This window comes from Streptomyces collinus Tu 365, assembly GCF_000444875.1.
Classification (GTDB): domain Bacteria; phylum Actinomycetota; class Actinomycetes; order Streptomycetales; family Streptomycetaceae; genus Streptomyces; species Streptomyces collinus_A.
This window is the reverse complement of record NC_021985.1, coordinates 1,823,672-1,842,133: the sequence shown is the minus strand read 5'-3', so window position 1 is coordinate 1,842,133 and position 18,462 is coordinate 1,823,672. Positions and strand designations below refer to the sequence as shown.

At 71.6% G+C, this 18,462-nt stretch carries 17 protein-coding genes; 16 read left to right on the top strand and 1 reads right to left on the bottom strand.

The window, feature by feature from the left end; translation table 11 throughout:
- Window positions 1–36 precede the first annotated feature (36 nt).
- From ruvX to nusB, 10 genes are all read left to right on the top strand, one after another.
- Window positions 37–501: a Holliday junction resolvase RuvX gene (ruvX, locus tag B446_RS07660; RefSeq protein ID WP_020938852.1), complete on the top strand. Its 465-nt coding sequence runs from the start codon at window positions 37–39 to the stop codon at window positions 499–501.
- Between the two features lie 123 nt (window positions 502–624).
- Window positions 625–2,358, top strand: coding sequence for an endolytic transglycosylase MltG (gene mltG / locus B446_RS07655; RefSeq protein WP_078614657.1), 1,734 nt, complete (start codon window positions 625–627; stop codon window positions 2,356–2,358).
- Window positions 2,339–3,178, top strand: coding sequence for a shikimate dehydrogenase (locus tag B446_RS07650; protein ID WP_043474992.1), 840 nt, complete (start codon window positions 2,339–2,341; stop codon window positions 3,176–3,178). Before mltG ends, B446_RS07650 begins: the two co-directional genes overlap by 20 nt.
- A 166-nt stretch (window positions 3,179–3,344) precedes the next feature.
- The gene (aroC, locus tag B446_RS07645; RefSeq protein WP_020938849.1) at window positions 3,345–4,529 is read left to right on the top strand and encodes a chorismate synthase; all 1,185 of its coding nucleotides are present in this window, start codon (window positions 3,345–3,347) and stop codon (window positions 4,527–4,529) included.
- On the top strand, window positions 4,526–5,044 hold the full coding sequence (locus tag B446_RS07640; protein WP_020938848.1) for a shikimate kinase: 519 nt from the start codon (window positions 4,526–4,528) through the stop codon (window positions 5,042–5,044). The genes aroC and B446_RS07640 overlap by 4 nt, the downstream gene beginning before the upstream one ends.
- Entirely contained in the window at window positions 5,041–6,132 is a 1,092-nt protein-coding gene (gene aroB / locus B446_RS07635; RefSeq protein WP_020938847.1) for a 3-dehydroquinate synthase, read from the top strand. The genes B446_RS07640 and aroB overlap by 4 nt, the downstream gene beginning before the upstream one ends.
- Window positions 6,133–6,297: 165 nt before the next feature.
- Complete coding sequence (locus B446_RS07630) at window positions 6,298–7,224, top strand: Pro-rich N-terminal domain-containing protein (protein ID WP_078614886.1); 927 nt, start codon at window positions 6,298–6,300, stop codon at window positions 7,222–7,224.
- 160 nt (window positions 7,225–7,384) lie between these two features.
- On the top strand, window positions 7,385–8,491 hold the full coding sequence (locus B446_RS07625) for an aminopeptidase P family protein (protein WP_020938845.1): 1,107 nt from the start codon (window positions 7,385–7,387) through the stop codon (window positions 8,489–8,491).
- 56 nt (window positions 8,492–8,547) lie between these two features.
- A complete protein-coding gene (gene efp, locus B446_RS07620; protein ID WP_020938844.1) occupies window positions 8,548–9,114 on the top strand; it encodes an elongation factor P in 567 nt (188 codons plus the stop codon).
- 2 nt (window positions 9,115–9,116) lie between these two features.
- Window positions 9,117–9,551 carry a transcription antitermination factor NusB gene (gene nusB / locus B446_RS07615; RefSeq protein ID WP_020938843.1) on the top strand — a complete coding sequence of 145 codons (435 nt, stop codon included), beginning with the start codon at window positions 9,117–9,119 and terminating at the stop codon, window positions 9,549–9,551.
- 168 nt (window positions 9,552–9,719) lie between these two features.
- On the opposite strand, the gene bldD is transcribed toward nusB, so the two are convergent.
- On the bottom strand, window positions 9,720–10,223 hold the full coding sequence (gene bldD / locus B446_RS07610; RefSeq protein ID WP_020938842.1) for a transcriptional regulator BldD: 504 nt from the start codon (window positions 10,221–10,223) through the stop codon (window positions 9,720–9,722).
- 253 nt (window positions 10,224–10,476) lie between these two features.
- Between bldD and pyrR the strand changes: the two genes are divergently transcribed.
- The 6 genes from pyrR (at window position 10,477) to carB (ending at window position 18,423) form a co-directional block, all read left to right on the top strand.
- Window positions 10,477–11,049, top strand: a complete 573-nt coding sequence (gene pyrR / locus B446_RS07605) for a bifunctional pyr operon transcriptional regulator/uracil phosphoribosyltransferase PyrR (RefSeq protein WP_020938841.1) — start codon at window positions 10,477–10,479, stop codon at window positions 11,047–11,049.
- A gap of 90 nt (window positions 11,050–11,139) precedes the next feature.
- The gene (locus B446_RS07600; RefSeq protein WP_020938840.1) at window positions 11,140–12,120 is read left to right on the top strand and encodes an aspartate carbamoyltransferase catalytic subunit; all 981 of its coding nucleotides are present in this window, start codon (window positions 11,140–11,142) and stop codon (window positions 12,118–12,120) included.
- A 4-nt stretch (window positions 12,121–12,124) separates the two neighbouring features.
- On the top strand, window positions 12,125–13,411 hold the full coding sequence (locus B446_RS07595; protein WP_020938839.1) for a dihydroorotase: 1,287 nt from the start codon (window positions 12,125–12,127) through the stop codon (window positions 13,409–13,411).
- Window positions 13,408–13,968 (top strand): hypothetical protein, encoded by a 561-nt coding sequence (locus tag B446_RS07590; RefSeq protein WP_043474989.1) that lies wholly within the window; start codon window positions 13,408–13,410, stop codon window positions 13,966–13,968. Before B446_RS07595 ends, B446_RS07590 begins: the two co-directional genes overlap by 4 nt.
- Entirely contained in the window at window positions 13,965–15,122 is a 1,158-nt protein-coding gene (carA, locus tag B446_RS07585; protein ID WP_020938837.1) for a glutamine-hydrolyzing carbamoyl-phosphate synthase small subunit, read from the top strand. The genes B446_RS07590 and carA overlap by 4 nt, the downstream gene beginning before the upstream one ends.
- Window positions 15,115–18,423, top strand: a complete 3,309-nt coding sequence (carB, locus tag B446_RS07580) for a carbamoyl-phosphate synthase large subunit (protein WP_020938836.1) — start codon at window positions 15,115–15,117, stop codon at window positions 18,421–18,423. Before carA ends, carB begins: the two co-directional genes overlap by 8 nt.
- Window positions 18,424–18,462: the final 39 nt, after the last annotated feature.

Sequence of the window (18,462 nt, the reverse complement as noted above, 5' to 3'; positions counted from 1 at the left end):
AAGAAGACGTAAGAGAACGTAAGGAAACGGTCGGACATGCGCAGAGGACGTCGGCTCTCGATCGACGTCGGGGACGCCCGGATCGGGGTCGCCTCGTGCGACCCCGACGGGATCCTCGCCACTCCGGTGGAGACGGTCCCCGGCCGGGACATCCCCGCCGCCCACCGCCGGCTGCGTCAGCTGGTGGAGGAGTACGAACCGATCGAGGTCGTCGTCGGACTCCCCCGCTCCCTCAAGGGGGGCGAGGGCCCGGCCGCGCAGAAGGTCCGCGGCTTCGCCCAGGAGCTCGCCCGGGGCATCGCCCCGGTGCCGGTCCGGCTGGTGGACGAGCGGATGACGACCGTGACGGCCAGTCAGGGACTACGTGCCTCGGGGGTGAAATCCAAGAAGGGCCGCGCCGTCATCGACCAGGCCGCAGCCGTCATCATTCTGCAGCAGGCCCTGGAATCCGAACGGGTGTCAGGTAAAGCACCCGGCGAGGGCGTCGAAGTGGTCATCTGATCGCGATACGGTAACGTTCCGCGCGATGCGGCGGTTTTCGAACAGCCGCTGCACAGCAAGAGGCGGAACGGCAGCCGGTCCACCGGCCGCACCACCGTCGGCCTCGCGGCTCGTAGGGGATCGATGACTGAGTATGGCCGGGGCCCTGGCTCCGAACCGTGGCATCCGGAGGACCCGTTGTACGGGGACGGCGGATGGGGAGGACAGCAGGCCCACGCGGGTCAGCAGTCCTACGGCGGCCAGCCGCAGCAGTACCCGCAGCAGCCGCAGCAGCAGCAGTACGACGACTGGGCCCAGCAGCAGTCCGGGTACGACCAGCAGCAGTACCCGTACTACGACGAACAGGGACAGCAGCAGCACCCGCAGCACCAGCAGCATTTCGGCCAGCAGTACGCCGGTCACGACCCGCAGCACGATCAGCAGTACGCGGCGCAGGGCCGGCAGCAGTACCACCAGGGCGGCTGGGACGCGACGGGCAGCCACGGCCATGTGCCGTACGCGGCCGACCCCGGCGACCCCTACGGCCAGCAGCCCGCGGCCTACGGCGGGGAGCAGCCCGACTTCTACGGCACCGAGGACGCCTACCCGCCGCCGCAGCCGCCCGGCCGCAGGCGGCCCGCGGCCGTGCCGGAACCGGAAGCGGAACCCGAGCCGGGCGCCGACGGGGAGGAGCACGCCTTCTTCGCCGGGGGCGGCGCCGACGACGACGCCGAGGACGAGGCCGACAGCCGCGCCGGCCGCGGCGAGCGGCGCGGCAAGAAGCCCGTCAAGAGCAAGAAACGGCGCACCGGCTGCGCCTGCATGGTGGTCGTGCTCGTCTTCGGCGGCGGCCTCGGCGGCGTCGGGTATTTCGGCTACAAGTTCTACCAAAATCGTTTCGGCACCGCCCCCGACTACGCGGGCGAGGGCACCAGCGAGTCCGTCACCGTCGAGATCCCCAAGGGCGCGGGCGGCTGGGAGATCGGCCGCCGGCTGAAAGCGGCCGGTGTGGTCAAGAGCGCCGACGCGTTCGTGCACGCGCAGGGCCAGAACCCCAAGGGTGACCAGATCCAGGCGGGCGCCTATCTCATGAAGAAGGAGATGTCCGCCGCCAGCGCCGTGCTGCTGATGCTCGACCCGCGCAGCCAGAGCAATGTGCTCGTGAAACCGGGCGAGCGCAATGCCGAGGTCTACAAGGCCATCGACAAACAGCTCGGTGTCGCAAGCGGAACCACCAGGAAGGCCGCCAAGGGGCAGATCAAGGCCCTCGGTATGCCGAGCTGGGCGCAGAACTCCACCGGGGTCCAGGACCCGCTGGAGGGCTTCCTCTTCCCGGGCACCTATCCGGCCGCCAAGGGCATGAAGCCCGACGCGGTCCTCAAGCAGATGATCGGCCAGGCCAAGGAGCGCTACGCGGCCTTCGGCCTCACCAGGAAGGCCCAGGCGCTCGGCCTGGACAACGCCTTCCAGCTCGTCACGGTCGCGAGCCTGGTCCAGGCGGAGGGCAAGACGCACGACGACTTCCGCAAGATGGCGGAGGTGGTCTACAACCGCCTCAAGCCGACCAACACCGAGACCAACCAGCTGCTCCAGTTCGACTCGACGTACAACTACCTCAAGGGCACCAGCAACATCCACATCTCCGAACGGGAGATCAACACCAACCGGAACCCGTACAACACCTACACCCACAAGGGACTTCCGCCCGGTCCGATCGGCAATCCCGGCGAGGACGCGCTGAAGGCGGCACTGAATCCGACGCACGACGGCTGGATCTATTTCGTGGCGACCGACGGTACGACGAACACCGAATTCGCCAAGACGTACGAAGAATTCAAACAGCTCAAGGACAAATTCAATGCCAGCTCGGGCAACTGACGCCCGCCGGGCCGCCGTGCTCGGTTCGCCCATCGCCCACTCGCTCTCCCCGGTGCTGCACCGGGCGGCCTACGACGCGCTCGGCCTCACCGCGTGGTCGTACGACCGCTTCGAGATCGACGAGGCGGCCCTGCCCGGCTTCCTGGACGGGCTGGGGCCACAGTGGGCGGGGCTGTCGCTGACCATGCCGCTGAAGCGGGCGGTCATCCCGCTGGTGGACGAGATCAGCGAGACGGCCGCCTCGGTCGACGCCGTGAACACGGTGGTCTTCGAGGAGGACGGCCGCCGCGTCGGCGACAACACCGACATCCCGGGCATGGTGGCCGCCCTGCGCGAGCACGGCATCGAGGAGGTCGGGTCCGCGGCGATCCTCGGCGCCGGCGCCACCGCCTCCTCCGCGCTCGCCGCCCTCGCCCGGATCTGCACCGGCGAGGTCGTCGCCTACGTCCGCAGCGAGACCCGCGCCGCCGAGATGCGCCGGTGGGGCGAGCGGCTGGACGTGGACCTGCGCACGGCCGACTGGGCGGACGCCGGCCGGGCCCTGAGCGCCCCCCTGGTGATCGCCACCACCCCCGCCGGGACCACCGACGCGCTCGCCGCCGCCGTGCCCGAGCGCCCCGCCACCCTCTTCGACGTGCTCTACGAGCCCTGGCCCACCGAGCTCGCCGCCCGCTGGTCCATGTTCGGCGGGGCCGTGGTCAGTGGCCTCGACCTGCTGGTCCACCAGGCCGTCCTCCAGGTCGAGCGGATGACCGGGCACTCCCCGGCCCCGCTGGACGCCATGCGGCAGGCCGGCGAGAAGGCGCTCGCGGCCCGCTGAACCGCGTCTTCCGTCCCGCCTGCTGGACCGGCGGCCGGGACCGGGCCGCGGACGTGGGAGGATCGGAGGTGGCGCACCGGCAGTCGCGCACCCGGTGGCGCCGTCGCCGTACACGAGAGACTCGGGTACGCCGGGCAGTACCGGGCGCGAACACTGAGGAGCACCGTTGAGCAGGCTGCGTTGGCTGACCGCGGGGGAGTCCCACGGTCCCGCACTTGTCGCGACGCTGGAGGGGCTTCCCGCCGGCGTGCCGATCACCACGGAGATGGTGGCGGACCACCTCGCTCGGCGGCGGCTCGGCTATGGCCGCGGGGCCCGGATGAAGTTCGAGCGCGACGAGGTCACCTTCCTGGGCGGTGTGCGGCACGGCCTGACCCTCGGCTCGCCGGTGGCGGTCATGGTCGGCAACACCGAGTGGCCCAAGTGGGAACAGGTCATGGCGGCCGACCCGGTCGACCGGGAGATCCTCGACGGCCTCGCCCGCAACGCCCCGCTGACCCGGCCCCGCCCCGGGCACGCCGACCTCGCCGGCATGCAGAAGTACGGCTTCGACGAGGCCCGCCCGATCCTGGAGCGCGCCTCCGCCCGCGAGACCGCGGCCCGGGTGGCCCTCGGCGCCGTCGCCCGCTCCTACCTCAAGGAGACGGCCGGCATCGAGATCGTCTCGCACGTCGTGGAGCTGTGCTCCGTGAAGGCCCCGCAGGGCGTCCACCCGACCCCGGCCGACGTCGAGCGGCTGGACGCCGACCCGCTGCGCTGCCTGGACGCGGACACCTCGAAGGCGATGGTCGCCGAGGTCGACCAGGCGCACAAGGACGGCGACACGCTCGGCGGCGTGGTCGAGGTGCTGGCGTACGGCGTGCCGGTCGGCCTCGGCTCGCACGTGCACTGGGACCGCAAACTGGACGCACGGCTCGCCGGAGCCCTGATGGGCATCCAGGCGATCAAGGGCGTCGAGATCGGCGACGGCTTCGAGCTGGCCAGGGTGCCCGGTTCCAAGGCGCACGACGAGATCGTCAACACCCCCGAGGGCATCCGGCGCGTCTCCGGCCGCGCCGGCGGCACCGAGGGCGGCCTGAGCACCGGCGAGCTGCTGCGGGTGCGGGCGGCCATGAAGCCGATCGCGACCGTGCCCCGCGCGCTGCGGACCGTGGACGTCACCACCGGTGAGGAGGCCCAGGCCCACCACCAGCGCTCGGACGTCTCCGCGGTGCCGGCCGCCGGCATCGTCGCCGAGGCCATGGTGGCGCTCGTCCTCGCGGACGCGGTCGCCGAGAAGTTCGGCGGCGACTCCGTCGCGGAGACCCGCCGCAACGTGCGGTCGTACCTCGACAACCTCCACATCCGGTGACCGCCGTGCCTGCGGTCGTGCTGGTCGGTCCGATGGGCGTCGGCAAGTCCACCGTCGGCCGGCTGCTGGCCGAGCGCCTCGGCGTCGGCTACCGCGACACCGACGACGACATCGTCGCCGCCGAGGGCCGCACCATCGCCGACATCTTCCTCGACGAGGGCGAGCCGGCCTTCCGCGCGATCGAGAAGCGCGCGGTGGCCGCCGGGCTCGCCGAGCACGCGGGTGTCCTCGCGCTCGGCGGCGGCGCCGTCCTCGACGCGGACACGCGCGCGCTGCTCGCCGGGCACCGGGTGGTCTACCTCTCGATGGACGTGGAGGAGGCGGTCCGCCGCACCGGTCTGAACGTGGCCCGGCCGCTGCTGGCGGTCAATCCGCGCAAGCAGTGGCGCGAACTGATGGAGGCCCGGCGCCACCTGTACGAGGAGGTCGCCACCGCCGTCGTGCCGACGGACGGCCGCACCCCCGAAGAGGTCACCCAAGAGGCGCTGGACGCACTGGAGTTGAAGGAAGCATGAGCGAGGCAGTCACCCGGATCCAGGTCGCCGGCACCGCGGGCACCGACCCGTACGAGGTGCTGGTGGGCCGGCAACTCCTCGGCGAGCTGGCCGCGTTGATCGGTCCCCGGGCCAAGCGCGTCGCGGTGGTCCACCCCGAGGCGCTGGCCGAGACCGGTGACGCGCTGCGCGCCGACCTGGCCGGCCAGGGCTACGAGGCCGTCGCCATCCAGGTGCCCAACGCCGAGGAGGCCAAGACCGCCGAGGTCGCCGCCTACTGCTGGAAGGCGCTCGGCCAGTCCGGCTTCACCCGCACCGACGTCATCGTCGGCGTCGGCGGGGGCGCCACCACGGACCTCGCCGGGTTCGTGGCCGCCACCTGGCTGCGCGGAGTGCGCTGGATCGCGATCCCGACCACCGTGCTGGCCATGGTGGACGCGGCGGTCGGCGGCAAGACCGGCATCAACACCGCCGAGGGCAAGAACCTGGTGGGCGCCTTCCACCCGCCCGCCGGTGTCCTGTGCGACCTGGCCGCGCTGGACTCGCTGCCGGTCAACGACTACGTCTCCGGTCTCGCCGAGGTCATCAAGGCGGGCTTCATCTCCGACCCGGTCATCCTGGACCTGATCGAGTCCGACCCGGAGGCGGCCCGCACGCCGGCGGGCCCGCACACGGCCGAGCTGATCGAGCGGTCGATCCGGGTCAAGGCGGACGTCGTCTCCTCGGACCTGAAGGAGTCGGGCCTGCGGGAGATCCTGAACTACGGTCACACGCTCGGCCACGCCATCGAGAAGAACGAGCGCTACAAGTGGCGGCACGGCGCCGCGGTCGCGGTCGGCATGCACTTCGCCGCCGAACTGGGCCGTCTCGCGGGCCGGCTGGACGACGCGACGGCGGACCGGCACCGCAGCGTCCTTCAGGCCGTCGGGCTGCCGCTGCACTACCGCTACGACCAGTGGCCCAAGCTGCTGGAGACGATGAAGGTCGACAAGAAGTCCCGCGGCGACCTGCTCCGCTTCATCGTGCTGGACGGCCTGGCCAGGCCGACCGTGCTGGAGGGCCCGGACCCCGCCGTCCTGCTCGCCGCCTACGGAGAAGTGGGCCAGTAGGCACCCCGCTGTTCCCCGCGCCCGGATTCCTTGCCGGGCCGGGCACTTCGGACCGCCCCCGGTCGTTTCACCAAACGACGGCCGGGGGCGGTACCGTTCGGTAGGGAGCGGGCTCCGCACCCGCCTGCCAGCGCCAGATGTGTGTACGAGACGGAGTGGCAACGGATGCAGCACGCAGTGGGGTCTCCGCTGCCGCCCCACCAGCCGGGGCAGGGGCCGCACGCCGGCTGGGCGTCGGCCGCACACCACGCGGGAGCCCCGCAGGGTCCCGCACCCGTGCCCCCTCCGCCACCCGGCTACCCGGGCACCGGTGCCGGTACGGGCCCCGTGCCGCCCCCCGGCCACCCGGGCACCGGAGCCGGACCGGTGCCGACCTCCGCCCCCGTGGCGCCCGGGCACCCGCAGCCCCCGGCGCCCCGGCACGCCCCCGCGCCGCCGCCGCCCGACACCACCGGTCACGTGCCGCTGCCGCCGGGCGGCCCGGTCGCCATGCCGCCGGCCCCGCCGGTCACGGCCGGCGCCCCGGACCCGGCGGCCACCACCCTCGCCGTGCTGCTGATCGGTCCGGCGGGCGCGGGCAAGACGAGCGTGGCCAAGTACTGGGCGGACCACCGCCGGGTGCCCACCGCCCACATCAGCCTCGACGACGTGCGCGAATGGGTCCGCTCGGGCTTCGCCGACCCCCAGTCGGGGTGGAACGACCACTCCGAGGCCCAGTACCGCCTCGCCCGCCGGACCTGCGGCTTCGCGGCCCGGAACTTCCTGGCCAACAACATCTCCTGCATCCTGGACGACGCCGTCTTCCCCGACCGGCCCGTGGTGGGCCTCGGCGGCTGGAAGCGGCACGTGGGTCCCGGGCTGCTGCCGGTCGTCCTGCTCCCGGGCCTGGACATCGTCCTGGAGCGCAACGCCGAGCGGACCGGCAACCGCCGGCTCTCCGACGAGGAGGTCGCCCGCATCCACGGCCGCATGGCCGGCTGGTACGGCTCGGGCCTGCCGATCATCGACAACTCCCAGCTCGACGTCCCGGGCACGGCGAGGATCCTGGACGACGTCCTGGCGCGCGCCATCGCCAGCCCGCCGGCCTGGTAGCGGACCGGGAGCCAAGGGCCGCCGCGACCGCTCCGGCGGCGCGGGGGCGGCGCGGCCGGGCTCGCCCACCAGGTCACGCGAGGCGCCCTGTCACGGCCCCTGAACCCCACTCGGCCCCACCCAACCGGCACAAAGCGCCCAGAACTCCTACGCTCATCTCATGTCAGAGGTGTACGCGACCCGCCGATCCCGGCTGAGGGAGCGCTGCAACGCGGCCGGCGCCGCGGCAGCCCTCATCTCCCGCCCCGCCAATGTGCGCTACCTCGCCGCCGCCGCGCCGCGGGACTCCGTCCTGCTGCTCGGCAGGCGCGAGGACCTGCTGGTGTGCGCCGGCCCGCCCGAGGACCGCCCCTTCGAGGGCCGGCCGGACGAGAGCCTGAGGCTGCACGTCCTGCCCTCACCCGGGGGCGATCCCGCGGTCGCGGCGGCCGGTCTCGCCGCGGCCCAGGACGCCGACTCGCTGGCCGTCGAGGAACACCACCTCACCGTCAGCCGCCACAAGGCCCTGGCCTCCGTCGCCCCCGGGCTGCGCCTGACCGGCATCGGCGGCGCCGTCGAGCAGCTCAGGGTGGTGAAGGACGAGGAGGAGATCTCCTGCCTGCGCATCGGCGCCGAGATCGCCGACCAGGCCCTCGGCGAGCTGCTGGAGTCGATCCTGGTCGGCCGGACCGAACGGCACCTGGCGCTGGAGCTGGAGCGGCGCCTGGTCGACCACGGCGCCGACGGCCCCGCCTTCCCCACCTCCGTGGCGACCGGCCCGCACTCCGGCCGCCCCGGCCACCGTCCCACCGACCGCCGGGTGGAGGAGGGCGACTTCCTCTCCGTCTGCCTGGGCGCCACCTACCGCGGCTACCGCTGCGAGATCGGCCGCACCTTCGTCATCGGCACCTCGCCGGCGGACTGGCAGATCGAGCTGTACGACCTCGTCTTCGCCGCTCAGCGGGCCGGACGCGAGTCCCTGACGCCCGGTGCCGCCTTCCGTGACGTGGACCGCGCGGCACGGCAGGTCCTGGACTCCGCGGGGTACGCGGAGGCGCTGCCAGCGCTGACCGGACACGGTGTCGGACTCGAAATCGACGAGGACCCGCAGTTGGCCCCCGCGGCCATGGGTAAACTGGACGCTTGCGTGCCGGTCACCGTCGAACCGGGGGTCCACCTCCCGGGCCGGGGCGGTGTCCGGATCGATGACACGCTCGTCGTGCGCCCCGAGGCGGACGGCGGACCCGAGCTACTCACCATCACGACCAAGGAGCTGCTCGCGCTCTAGCCTCGCGCTGTGCGCATGCCCCGGGGTCGTACGTCAGTCCAGGAGATTCCGCAACCGTGGCTTCCACGAACGACCTCAAGAACGGCCTGGTGCTCAAGCTCGAAGGCGGCCAGCTCTGGTCCGTCGTCGAGTTCCAGCACGTCAAGCCCGGCAAGGGCCCGGCCTTCGTGCGCACCAAGCTCAAGAACGTGCTCTCCGGCAAGGTCGTCGACAAGACCTTCAACGCCGGTGTCAAGGTCGAGACCGCCACTGTCGACAAGCGCGACATGCAGTTCTCGTACATGGACGGCGACTACTTCGTCTTCATGGACATGGAGACCTACGACCAGCTGATGGTCGACCGCAAGGCCGTCGGCGACGCCGCCAACTTCCTGATCGAGGGCTTCACCGCCACCGTCGCCCAGCACGAGGGCGAGGTGCTCTTCGTGGAGCTGCCGGCCGCCGTCGAGCTGGTCATCCAGGAGACCGAGCCGGGCGTCCAGGGCGACCGCTCCACCGGTGGCACCAAGCCCGCCACGCTGGAGACCGGCCACCAGATCCAGGTCCCGCTCTTCATCACCACCGGTGAGAAGATCAAGGTCGACACCCGCACGAGCGACTACCTCGGCCGGGTGAACAGCTAACCGTGGCTGCCCGCAACACGGCCCGCAAGCGCGCCTTCCAGATCCTCTTCGAGGGCGACCAGCGGGGAGCCGACGTCCTGACGGTGCTCGCCGACTGGATCCGGCTCTCCCGGACCGACGACCGGCAGCCGCCGGTGAGCGAGTACACCATGCAGCTGGTCGAGGGCTACGCGGAGCACGCGCGGCGCATCGACGAGCTGATCGCCCAGTACGCGGTGGGCTGGACGCTCGACCGGATGCCGGTCGTCGACCGCAACGTCCTGCGCCTGGGTGCCTACGAGCTGATCTGGGTGGACGAGACGCCCGACGCCGTCGTGCTGGACGAGATGGTGCAGCTCGCCAAGGAGTTCTCCACGGACGACTCGCCGGCGTTCGTCAACGGCCTGCTCGGCCGGCTCAAGGAGCTGAAGCCGACGCTGCGCCGCGACGAGGCGTAGAGCCCGTCACGGGAAAGACGCCGGAGGGCCCGCAGCGCGCTTGCTGCGGGCCCTCCGGCATCCCGGTGCCCGGACGCCCCGCGAGGCGCGCAGAAAGCCGCCGGGGTGGCTGGAACCGTACAGTTCCAGCCACCCCGGCGGCACGTTTCTGCTGAGGTCTGGGGCGACTCAGGCGTCTTCGTGGGTGGCCACGGCGCGGCGCGCGTCCGCGTCCAGGACACCCCAGCTGATCAGCTGCTCGGTGAGGACCGAGGGGGACTGGTCGTAGATGACGGCGAGTGTGCGCAGGTCGTCCTGGCGGATCGAGAGCACCTTGCCGTTGTAGTCGCCGCGCTGGGACTGGATCGTCGCCGCGTAGCGCTGCAGCGGGCCGGCCTTCTCGGCCGGCACGGTGGCCAGCCGCTCCAGGTCCAGGACCAGCTTCGGCGGCGGCTCGGCGGCGCCGCCCGGCGTGGTGCCCGGCAGCAGCTCCTGCACCGGGACGCCATAGAAATCGGCCAACTCGGCCAGACGCTGCACGGTCACGGCACGGTCACCGCGCTCGTACGAACCGACCACCACGGCCTTCCAGCGACCCTGGGACTTCTCCTCGACACCGTGGAGGGAAAGGCCCTGCTGGGTGCGGATGGCCCGGAGCTTGGCCCCGAGCTGTTTGGCGTATTCGCTGGACATATAGCTCCCCGGACACTGTGTCGACGGCGGTCGGCTCTGCTTCCCGCCGCGCGGCTGGTAACTCACTGTGAGGTTACGCAGCGTGACTCTCATGCGTCAAGCCGAATGGTCCACACCGACTCTTCCGTGGTGACGGCGACGCATTGAGCCAACCGGGTGATCGAGGCCGTCCGCGGGCCTGCTACGGTAGATGGCGCAAATCCGACGTCCTTTAAGGTCCGTCCCGTGAGGCGGAGAAGGAGGTCCGTTTCGTATGGACTCGCACGCGAACCCTGACACCGCCGACGCGCGGCCCGTTCTCGAGGGCCCCGACATCGCGCGGGTGCTGACCCGCATCGCCCACGAGATCGTCGAGCGCGCCAAGGGCGCCGACGACGTGGTGCTCCTCGGCATTCCGACCCGGGGGGTCTTCCTCGCCCAGCGGCTCGCCGCCAAGCTGGAGCAGATCACCGACCGCAAGATCCCCGTCGGCTCGCTCGACATCACCATGTACCGCGACGACCTGCGCATGCACCCGCCGCGCGCCCTCGCCCGCACCGAGATCCCCGGTGACGGCATCGACGGCTGCCTGGTGGTCCTCGTCGACGACGTGCTCTTCTCCGGCCGCACCATCCGCGCCGCCCTCGACGCCCTGAACGACATCGGGCGCCCGCGCGCGGTGCAGCTCGCGGTCCTGGTCGACCGCGGCCACCGGGAACTGCCCATCCGGGCCGACTACGTCGGCAAGAACCTCCCCACGTCGTTGCGGGAGACGGTCAAGGTCCAGCTCGCCGAGGAGGACGGTCGCGACACCGTGCTGCTCGGTGTGAAGCCGGACGGCCAGTAGCAAGTCGGGCGCACGGCCGCCTCGGTGTGCCGACCCATGCGCCGATCTGCCCCAATCCTCCCGAATGAACTGCCTTACGGAGCCTGACAGATGCAGCGTCATCTCATCTCGGCCGCCGACCTCACCCGCGACGACGCCGTCCTGATCCTCGACACCGCCGAGGAGATGGCCCGGGTCGCGGACCGGCCGATCAAGAAGCTGCCGACCCTGCGCGGCCGCACGATCGTCAACCTCTTCTTCGAGGACTCCACCCGGACCCGGATCTCCTTCGAGGCCGCCGAGAAGCGCCTCTCCGCGGACGTCATCAACTTCACCGCCAAGGGCTCCAGCGTGTCCAAGGGCGAGTCCCTGAAGGACACCGCCCAGACCCTGGAGGCGATGGGCGTCGACGCCGTCGTCATCCGGCACGGCGCCTCCGGGGCCCCCTACCGCCTCGCCAACTCCGGCTGGATCGACGCCGCCGTGATCAACGCCGGCGACGGCACCCACCAGCACCCCACCCAGGCCCTGCTGGACGCCTTCACCATGCGCCGCCGCCTGGTCGGCCGGGACGCCGGACTCGGCCAGGACCTGTCCGGCAAGCGCATCACCCTCGTCGGCGACGTCCTGCACAGCCGGGTCGCCCGCTCCAACGTCGACCTGCTGCACACCCTCGGCGCCGAGGTCACCCTCGTCGCCCCGCCCACGCTGGTGCCCGTCGGCGTCGGGACCTGGCCGTGCGAGGTGTCCTACGACCTCGACAGCACGCTGCCCAAGTCCGACGCGGTGATGATGCTGCGCGTCCAGCGCGAGCGCATGAACGCGGCCTTCTTCCCGACCGAGCGCGAGTACTCGCGGCGCTACGGCCTCGACGGCGACCGCATGGCCCGGATGCCCGAGCACGCCATCGTGATGCACCCCGGCCCGATGGTCCGCGGCATGGAGATCACCGCCGAGGTCGCCGACTCGGACCGCTGCACGGTCGTCGAGCAGGTCGCCAACGGCGTCTCCATCCGGATGGCCGTCCTGTACCTGCTGCTCGGCGGCAACGAGCCCGCCGTCACCCACGCCCGTACCACCGAGGAGAAGTAGAACCATGAGCAAGATCCTGATCCGGGGTGCGAAGGTGCTCGGCGGTGAGCCGCAGGACGTGCTGATCGACGGCGAGACCATCGCCGCGGTCGGTACCGACCTCGACGCCGGGGGCGCGGAGGTCGTCGAGGCCGACGGCAAGGTGCTGCTGCCGGGCCTGGTCGACCTGCACACCCACCTGCGCGAGCCGGGCCGCGAGGACTCCGAGACCGTCCTCACCGGCACCCGCGCCGCCGCGAGCGGCGGCTACACCGCCGTGTTCGCCATGGCCAACACCTTCCCGGTCGCCGACACCGCCGGCGTCGTCGAGCAGGTCTACCGGCTCGGCCGGGACCACGGCTACTGCGACGTGCAGCCCATCGGCGCCGTCACCGTCGGCCTGGAGGGCAAGAAGCTCGCCGAGCTGGGCGCGATGCACGAGTCGGCCGCCGGCGTCACCGTCTTCTCCGACGACGGCAAGTGCGTGGACGACGCCGTGATCATGCGCCGCGCGCTGGAGTACGTGAAGGCCTTCGGCGGCGTCGTCGCCCAGCACGCGCAGGAGCCCCGGCTCACCGAGGGCGCCCAGATGAACGAGGGCGTCGTCTCCGCCGAGCTGGGCCTGGGCGGCTGGCCCGCCGTCGCCGAGGAGTCGGTCATCGCCCGCGACGTGCTGCTCGCCGAGCACGTGGGCTCCCGGGTGCACATCTGCCACCTGTCGACCGCCGGCTCGGTGGAGATCGTCCGCTGGGCCAAGTCCCGCGGCATCGACGTCACCGCCGAGGTGACCCCGCACCACCTCCTCCTGACGGAAGAGATGGTGCGCACCTACAACCCGGTCTACAAGGTCAACCCGCCGCTGCGCACCGAGCGGGACGTGCACGCCCTGCGCGAGGCGCTGGCCGACGGCACGATCGACATCGTCGCCACCGACCACGCCCCGCACCCGCACGAGGACAAGGACTGCGAGTGGGCCGCGGCCGCCATGGGCATGGTCGGCCTGGAGACCGCCCTCTCGGTGGTCCAGGCGACCATGGTCGAGACCGGCCTGCTGGACTGGGCCGGCGTCGCCGACCGCATGTCCGCCAAGCCCGCGCGGATCGGCGGCGCCCGGGGACACGGCCGTCCCGTCTCGGTCGGTGAGCCCGCCAACCTCACGCTGGTGGACACGGCATACCGTGGGCAGGTGGACCCCGCGGGCTTCGCCTCGCGCAGCCGCAACACCCCCTACGAGGGACGCGAGCTGCCGGGCCGAGTCACCCACACGTGGCTGCGGGGCAAGGCGACGCTCGTCGACGGGAAGCTCACGTGACACCTGTGATCCTGCTGGCCGAGGCCGAGAAGTCGGCCGACGTCACCAACTGGCCCGGCCGCATCGGCTGGCTCGTCGGCCTCGCCCTCTTCGTCGCGCTCGTCTACTGGCTGATGCGCGAGGGCTGGAAGTGGCGCGGCACGCTCCAGAGCGACCTGCCCGAGCCGCCCAGCGCGCCGGACGAGACCGGCCCGGTGAAACTGAGCATGAGCGGCCGCTACCACGGCTCGACCACCGCCGGGCAGTGGCTGGACCGCATCGTGGCCCACGGCCTCGGCACCCGCAGCCGGGCCTCGCTCACCCTGACCGACGCGGGCCTGGAGGTCGAGCGCCCCGGCGCGACCGACTTCTTCGTCCCCACCGCCGCGCTGCGCGGCGCCCGGCTCGACAAGGGCATCGCCGGCAAGGTCCTCACCGAGGGCGGACTGCTGGTGGTGACCTGGGCCCTGGGCGAGAAGCTGATCGACTCCGGCTTCCGCTCCGACCACGCGGCCGAGCACACCGAATGGGTCGACACACTGAACCAGATGACCAACGACACGGAAGGCGCGCGATGACGACCTCCACCAGGGGAAGCTCCTCCCAGAGGAACACGGCGCTTCCCGCCGTACTCGTCCTGGAGGACGGCCGCACCTTCCGCGGCCGCGCCTACGGGGCCGTGGGGGAGACCTTCGGAGAGGCCGTCTTCTCCACCGGCATGACCGGCTACCAGGAGACCCTCACCGACCCGTCGTACGACCGCCAGATCGTCGTCGCGACCGCCCCGCAGATCGGCAACACCGGCTGGAACGACGAGGACGACGAGTCCGGCCGCATCTGGGTCTCCGGCTACGTCGTGCGCGACCCCGCGCGCGTGCCGTCCAACTGGCGCGCCAAGCGCTCCCTGGACGACGAGCTGGTCGCGCAGGGCGTCGTCGGCATCTCCGGGATCGACACCCGCGCCCTCACCCGCCACCTGCGCGAGCGCGGCTCGATGCGCGCCGGCATCTTCTCCGGCGAGGCCGTCGCCCCCGAGGCCGAGCTGGTCGAGCGGGTCCAGGCCCAGCCGCAGATGAAGGGCGCCAGCCTCTACGAGGAGGTCGCCACCAAGGAGGCGTACGTCGTCCCCGCGGTCGGCGAGAAGCGCTTCACGGTCGCCGCCATCGACCTCGGCATCAAGGGCATGACCCCGCACCGGATGGCCGAGCGCGGCATCGAGGTGCACGTGCTCCCGGCCACCGCGACGGCCGAGGACGTCTACGCCGTCGGACCGGACGGCGTGTTCTTCTCCAACGGACCCGGCGACCCGGCGACCGCCGACGGCCCCGTCGCACTGATGAGCGCCGTCCTGGAGCGCAGGACGCCCCTGTTCGGCATCTGCTTCGGCAACCAGATCCTCGGCCGCGCCCTCGGCTTCGGCACCTACAAGCTGAAGTACGGCCACCGCGGCATCAACCAGCCGGTCCAGGACCGGACGACCGGCAAGGTCGAGGTCACCGCGCACAACCACGGCTTCGCCGTGGACGCGCCGCTCGACAAGGTCAGCGAGACGAAATTCGGCCGCGCCGAGGTCTCGCACGTCTGCCTGAACGACGACGTCGTGGAGGGGCTGCAGCTGCTCGACCAGCCGGCCTTCTCCGTCCAGTACCACCCCGAAGCAGCAGCGGGTCCGCACGACGCCGCCTACCTGTTCGACCGCTTCGTTTCCCTGATGGAGGGCCAGCGTGCCTAAGCGCACCGATATCCAGTCCGTCCTGGTCATCGGCTCCGGCCCGATCGTCATCGGCCAGGCCGCCGAGTTCGACTACTCCGGCACCCAGGCGTGCCGCGTGCTCAGGTCCGAGGGCCTGCGCGTGGTCCTCGTCAACTCCAACCCGGCGACGATCATGACCGACCCGGAGATCGCCGACGCCACCTACGTCGAGCCGATCACCCCCGAGTTCGTCGAGAAGATCATCGCCAAGGAGCGTCCCGACGCCCTGCTGCCCACCCTGGGCGGCCAGACGGCCCTGAACACCGCCATCTCGCTGCACGAGAACGGTGTCCTGGAGAAGTACGGCGTCGAGCTGATCGGCGCCAAGCCCGAGGCGATCCGCAAGGGCGAGGACCGCGACCTGTTCAAGGGCGTCGTGGAGGAGGTCCGCAAGAAGATCGGCCACGGCGAGTCCGCCCGCTCGGTCATCTGCCACTCCATGGACGACGTCCTCAAGGGCGTCGACACGCTCGGCGGCTACCCGGTCGTCGTCCGCCCCTCCTTCACCATGGGCGGCGCCGGCTCCGGCTTCGCCCACGACGAGGAGGAGCTGCGCCGCATCGCCGGCCAGGGCCTCACGCTCTCCCCGACCACCGAGGTGCTCCTGGAGGAGTCCATCCTCGGCTGGAAGGAGTACGAGCTGGAGCTGATGCGCGACAAGCACGACAACGTCGTGGTCGTCTGCTCCATCGAGAACTTCGACCCCATGGGCGTGCACACCGGCGACTCGATCACCGTGGCGCCCGCGATGACGCTGACCGACCGCGAGTACCAGATCCTGCGCGACGTCGGCATCGCCGTCATCCGCGAGGTCGGCGTCGACACGGGCGGCTGCAACATCCAGTTCGCGGTGAACCCCGAGGACGGCCGCGTGATCGTCATCGAGATGAACCCGCGCGTGTCCCGCTCCTCGGCGCTGGCCTCGAAGGCGACCGGCTTCCCGATCGCCAAGATCGCCGCCAAGCTCGCCGTCGGCTACACCCTGGACGAGATCCCGAACGACATCACGCAGGAGACCCCGGCCTCCTTCGAGCCCACGCTGGACTACGTGGTCGTCAAGGCCCCGCGGTTCGCCTTCGAGAAGTTCCCCCAGGCCGACTCCACGCTGACGACCACCATGAAGTCGGTCGGCGAGGCCATGGCCATCGGCCGCAACTTCACCGAGGCCTTCCAGAAGGCGCTGCGCTCGCTGGAGAAGAAGGGCAGCCAGTTCACCTTCGTCGGCGAGCCCGGCGACAAGGACGCCCTGCTGCGCGAGGCCGTGCGCCCCACCGACGGCCGCGTCAACACCGTCATGCGGGCCATCCGCGCGGGCGCCACGCCCGAGGAGGTCTTCGAGTACACGAAGATCGACCCGTGGTTCGTGGACCAGCTCTTCCTGATCAAGGAGATCGCCGACGAGCTCGCCGCGGCGCCCGAGCTGACCGGCGACCTGCTCGCCGAGGCCAAGCGGCACGGCTTCTCCGACCAGCAGATCGGTGAGATCCGCGGCCTGCGCGAGGACGTCGTCCGCGAGGTCAGGCACGCCCTCGGCATCCGCCCGGTCTACAAGACGGTCGACACCTGCGCCGCCGAGTTCGCCGCGAAGACGCCGTACTTCTACTCCTCCTACGACGAGGAGACCGAGGTCGCGCCCCGCGAGAAGCCCGCGGTGATCATCCTGGGCTCCGGCCCGAACCGCATCGGCCAGGGCATCGAGTTCGACTACTCCTGTGTGCACGCCTCCTTCGCGCTGTCCGACGCCGGGTACGAGACCGTGATGGTCAACTGCAACCCGGAGACCGTCTCCACGGACTACGACACCTCCGACCGCCTGTACTTCGAGCCGCTGACGCTCGAGGACGTGCTGGAGATCGTCCACGCGGAGTCCCTCGCCGGACCGATCGCCGGTGTGATCGTCCAGCTCGGCGGCCAGACCCCGCTCGGCCTCTCGCAGGCCCTGAAGGACAACGGCGTGCCGGTCGTCGGCACGTCCCCCGAGGCCATCCACGCCGCCGAGGACCGCGGCGCCTTCGGCCGGGTCCTCGCCGAGGCCGGCCTGCCGGCCCCGAAGCACGGCACGGCCACCACCTTCGAGGGCGCCAAGGCCATCGCCGACGAGATCGGCTACCCGGTCCTCGTCCGGCCGTCCTACGTCCTCGGCGGGCGCGGCATGGAGATCGTCTACGACGAGACCCGCCTCGCCTCCTACATCGCCGAGTCGACCGAGATCAGCCCCTCCCGGCCGGTCCTCGTCGACCGCTTCCTCGACGACGCCATCGAGATCGACGTCGACGCCCTCTACGACGGCGAGGACCTGTACCTCGGCGGCGTCATGGAGCACATCGAGGAGGCCGGCATCCACTCCGGCGACTCGGCGTGCGCCCTGCCCCCGATCACCCTCGGCGGCTTCGACATCAAGCGCCTGCGCGCCTCCACCGAGGCGATCGCCAAGGGCGTCGGGGTGCGCGGCCTGATCAACATCCAGTTCGCGATGGCCGGCGACATCCTCTACGTCCTGGAGGCCAACCCGCGCGCCTCGCGCACGGTCCCCTTCACCTCCAAGGCGACCGCGGTGCCGCTCGCGAAGGCCGCCGCCCGCATCTCGCTGGGCGCGACCATCGCCGAGCTGCGGGCGGAGGGCCTGCTCCCGGCGAACGGCGACGGCGGCGAGCTGCCGCTGGACGCGCCGATCTCCGTCAAGGAGGCCGTCATGCCGTGGTCGCGCTTCCGCGACATCCAGGGCCGCGGCGTGGACACGGTGCTCGGCCCGGAGATGCGCTCCACCGGTGAGGTCATGGGCATCGACTCCGTCTTCGGCACGGCGTACGCCAAGTCGCAGGCGGGGGCCTACGGCCCGCTGCCCACCAAGGGCCGCGCCTTCATCTCGGTCGCCAACCGCGACAAGCGCTCGATGATCTTCCCGGCGCGCGAGCTGGTCGCCCACGGCTTCGAGCTGCTCGCCACCTCGGGCACCGCCGAGGTCCTCAAGCGCAACGGCATCAACGCCACGGTCGTGCGCAAGCAGTCCGAGGGTACCGGCCCGAACGGGGAGCGGACCATCGTCCAGCTCATCCACGACGGCGAGGTCGACCTCATCGTCAACACCCCGTACGGCACCGGCGGCCGCCTCGACGGCTACGACATCCGCACGGCCGCGGTGGCCCGCTCGGTGCCGTGCCTGACGACCGTCCAGGCGCTCGCGGCGGCCGTCCAGGGCATCGACGCCCTCAACCACGGCGACGTGGGCGTCCGCTCGCTCCAGGAACACGCGGAACACCTGACCGCGGCCCGCGACTAGCAGCCCTGAGGGGGACACCGGAAACGGTGTCCCCCTCTT

What these genes read in the sequence shown, in the direction of transcription:
- ruvX (WP_020938852.1), top strand. Translation starts at nt 37, where the DNA reads ATGCGCAGAGGACGTCGGCTCTCGATCGACGTCGGGGACGCCCGGATC.
- mltG (WP_078614657.1), top strand. Translation starts at nt 625, where the DNA reads ATGACTGAGTATGGCCGGGGCCCTGGCTCCGAACCGTGGCATCCGGAG.
- B446_RS07650 (WP_043474992.1), top strand. Translation starts at nt 2,339, where the DNA reads ATGCCAGCTCGGGCAACTGACGCCCGCCGGGCCGCCGTGCTCGGTTCG.
- aroB (WP_020938847.1), top strand. Translation starts at nt 5,041, where the DNA reads ATGAGCGAGGCAGTCACCCGGATCCAGGTCGCCGGCACCGCGGGCACC.
- B446_RS07630 (WP_078614886.1), top strand. Translation starts at nt 6,298, where the DNA reads ATGCAGCACGCAGTGGGGTCTCCGCTGCCGCCCCACCAGCCGGGGCAG.
- B446_RS07625 (WP_020938845.1), top strand. Translation starts at nt 7,385, where the DNA reads ATGTCAGAGGTGTACGCGACCCGCCGATCCCGGCTGAGGGAGCGCTGC.
- bldD (WP_020938842.1), bottom strand. Translation starts at nt 10,223, where the DNA reads ATGTCCAGCGAATACGCCAAACAGCTCGGGGCCAAGCTCCGGGCCATC.
- pyrR (WP_020938841.1), top strand. Translation starts at nt 10,477, where the DNA reads ATGGACTCGCACGCGAACCCTGACACCGCCGACGCGCGGCCCGTTCTC.
- B446_RS07600 (WP_020938840.1), top strand. Translation starts at nt 11,140, where the DNA reads ATGCAGCGTCATCTCATCTCGGCCGCCGACCTCACCCGCGACGACGCC.
- B446_RS07595 (WP_020938839.1), top strand. Translation starts at nt 12,125, where the DNA reads ATGAGCAAGATCCTGATCCGGGGTGCGAAGGTGCTCGGCGGTGAGCCG.
- carA (WP_020938837.1), top strand. Translation starts at nt 13,965, where the DNA reads ATGACGACCTCCACCAGGGGAAGCTCCTCCCAGAGGAACACGGCGCTT.